General features: G+C 72.8%; 3 protein-coding genes. All 3 read left to right on the forward strand.

The features are described from left to right. Nucleotides 1–162 precede the first annotated feature (162 nt). The 3 genes from DKT69_RS32680 to DKT69_RS32690 all read left to right on the forward strand — a co-directional run bounded on the left by DKT69_RS32680 (nucleotide 163) and on the right by DKT69_RS32690 (nucleotide 2,850). Nucleotides 163–630 (forward strand): VOC family protein, encoded by a 468-nt coding sequence (locus DKT69_RS32680; RefSeq protein ID WP_109805272.1) that lies wholly within the window; start codon nucleotides 163–165, stop codon nucleotides 628–630. 59 nt (nucleotides 631–689) lie between these two features. After that, nucleotides 690–1,814 carry a DUF3626 domain-containing protein gene (locus DKT69_RS32685; RefSeq protein ID WP_109805273.1) on the forward strand — a complete coding sequence of 375 codons (1,125 nt, stop codon included), beginning with the start codon at nucleotides 690–692 and terminating at the stop codon, nucleotides 1,812–1,814. Between the two features lie 274 nt (nucleotides 1,815–2,088). Beyond that, the gene (locus DKT69_RS32690; protein ID WP_201749975.1) at nucleotides 2,089–2,850 is read left to right on the forward strand and encodes a hypothetical protein; all 762 of its coding nucleotides are present in this window, start codon (nucleotides 2,089–2,091) and stop codon (nucleotides 2,848–2,850) included. The last annotated feature ends 167 nt before the right edge of the window (nucleotides 2,851–3,017 follow it).

Here is a 3,017-nt window from a genome sequence, read left to right on the forward strand (position 1 = left end):
TGGTGGATCCGCCGCCCAACCCGGGCGGCGCGAGGATCAGTTGGCCCGCGGAGGCCCGCCCCACCACCCGGTGGGGAGTCGCTCGCCCCCAGGGCGAGGATCCACAACACCCACCGCAAACCCCGGTGAACGTTAGTGGACACCGCACTAGCATCAGTTGCCATGACCGATGATCCCGCCAGCCGTCCGCCGGCCGTCCGCCAGCTGCGTCTGGTCGTGGAGGCCGACGACTACGACGCCGCGGTCGCCTTCTTCCGCGACGCGCTCGGCCTGCCCGAACAGGCCGCGTTCTCCGGCGGGGACGGTGCCCGGGTGGTGATCCTCGAGGCGGGCCGAGCCACGCTGGAGATCGCCAACCCGGCGCAGAAGCGGATGATCGACGAGGTGGAGGTCGGCCGGCAGGTCGCCCCGCGAATCCGGGTGGCGTTCGAAGTGGACCGACAGGCCGTCACCGACCGGCTGGTCGCGGCAGGCGCGTCCCAGGTGGCCCCGCCGACGGTCACCCCGTGGCAGTCGCTGAACTCCCGACTCGACGTGCCGGCGGGCCTGCACATCACCGTCTTCCAGGAGTTGCGCTCGCTGGACGAGCGGACCACCCTCGACGGCTTCGGCACCGACCGCGACGGCTGACCCCGGTCGGCCGCGGAAATGCAGGTGCGCCCGGCGGGGAGCCTGCCGATACTCGGGCGGTGTCCGTCCCCCGCACCGCCCCCGCCGACGCAGCCGCGCTCACGCCGGCGCAGTCCGCCGCCCTGCGGCACGTCCGGCAGGTCGCCCTGCGGGACCGGCCGGCCGCGCTCGCGGTCATCGCCCGGCACCTCGCCGGGTCGGGCGCCGCGTACCGGCCGGAGGACGTGATCGCCGCGGTCGCCGCGCACGGCCGGCTGACGCTCAACTTCCACCCGGACCGCCTGCTGCGCGACGGCCGCACGGTGGCGACCGCCTTGGACGAGGAGGGCGTGTACCGCAGCCAGTTCGAGACGGGCATCTCCAACGGCGGCCTGACCGCCTTCCCGGGCGGGGGCCGGGACCGCTGGGAGGAGACGCTGTTCGGCGGGGCGTACCAGAGCGGCGACGTACGCCCCGCCGACCGTCCCAAGTACGGCGGCCTGAACCTGCTGGACCACCCGGACGGCGCCTGCCCGCGGTTCGGCTCCTGTCACCTGCGGCTGCGTCCCGAGGTCCTCGGCCGGACGACCCTCTGCTTCGGGGACAGCCACCTCGGCCCGAAGGATCTGGGCACCGTCGACGTCGTCGAGCCGGTGCTCGCGGCGCTGCTGGAGGCCACCGCCGGCACCGGCGTCAGCCTCGGGGTGGCGGGCATGGACAGCGCGAGGCTGCTCCGTACGCTGGTAGGCCGCCGGGAGCGGGAGTCCGCGCGGCCCGGTGCCCCCGGTCGGGCGCTCGACGACTACGTCGAGGCGCAGATCCACGGCGAGCTGAGCCTGGCGAGGGACGTCGCGGCGCTGGTCGCCGACCCGTCGTTCCGGGACACCGAGACGGGGCGGACGCTGGCCGGGATCGCCCGGCGGCACGGATTCCCGTTGCTCTGGCACACCGGCTTCGAACTGCCGGTGGACGGGATCGACCCGGAGTTCCGGGGACCGGTCATCCCACCGCTGGCCGCCCGCGTGCACGCGGAGTTCGCCGGGCCGGGGGAGCCGGTGCACGCCGCGCTGATCGGCCGGGCGGCCGCCTCGGTGGTCACGGAGCCCGGGCGCTGGGCCGACCGGGGCCCAACGGAGGTCACCCTCCAGCACCTCAAGCAGCTCTGGCACGTCCTCGTCCGGTTCGGTACGCCCGCCGCCCGCTGACCGGAGAAAGCCGCCCGCTCCGGGCCGTCGGCAGGTTCGTCCTCGCTGTCCGGAAAGGCCGCTTCATGCCCATCGCGGCCGCCGCCGACGAGCTCGTCCGACACCCCTCGTGACCTGGGCCGCAGCTTCGCCGGCACCTGGCATTTCCGGAATGACCGACACGGGTAGCTGGTTGTCTTCCCCGTACCGCCGGACCGTAAACCCTTACCGGCCGGTAGTTCCCCGAGGGGCGCTCACCCCGGAGCGCGTCGTAACGATCGAAAGGGCAACCATCGTGAAGCAGCACTTCACTCGATGGCTCCCCGCCATCGCCAAGACCAGGCAGGACTTCTCTCGACGGCTGCCCGCGATCGCGGAGGCAACGCGGAGCAAGATCGCGAACATCCCGCAGAACAAGGCCGCGCTGAGCGTCGCGGGCGTGGCCGCCATCGGCGCCCTGGCGTTCGGCCCCACCGCCATCGCCGCGCCGGTGACCGGCGGACCCCATGCGGGCGCCGTGGCCGCCATCGACCTGGCAACGGGCAAGAAGACCGAAACCGTCGTGCCCGCGCAGACCACCGGCGCCGACAAGGTGAACCAGCCGGCCTCCGAGAAGCCGAGCCGGGACAAGCTCATCCCGCACGGCGTCGAGGGCGCCCAGTCGCGGATCCCGCTCGACGACGCGCAGATCGCCAACGCCAAGGCCATCGTCAAGGCGGCCAAGGAGACCGGCGTGGGCGAGCGCGGCGCCGTCATCGGCGTGGCGACCTCGCTGCAGGAGTCGAAGCTGTACAACCTCGGTCACCTCGGTGCGTACAACGACCACGACTCGCAGGGCCTGTTCCAGCAGCGCCCGTCGTCCGGTTGGGGTTCGCCCGAGCAGATCACCGACCCGGACTACTCCGCCAAGGCGTTCTTCAACGCGCTGAAAAACGTCGGTGGGTGGCAGCAGCTGCCGCTGACCGCGGCGGCGCAGACCGTTCAGGTGTCCGCCTTCCCGTACGCCTACGCGCAGTGGGAGGAGCAGGCGGCGGACGTCGTCCAGCAGCTCTGGTGACGCTTTGCGTTTTTGGCCGGCCGGTCCCCTTCGCTGGGGGCCGGCCGGTTTCCTTTTGCTGGGTTTCGCTGCCGTCCCTTGTGGTCCTTTGTTGGTTGCGGTGGGGGGTGTGGCCCGCCGTGACCGGCTCCGGGCGGTCAGGCTTGATCCCTGCGCCGGTCACGGCG

Origin of the sequence: Micromonospora sicca, from assembly GCF_003172935.1 — a bacterium.
Taxonomy (GTDB): domain Bacteria; phylum Actinomycetota; class Actinomycetes; order Mycobacteriales; family Micromonosporaceae; genus Micromonospora; species Micromonospora sicca.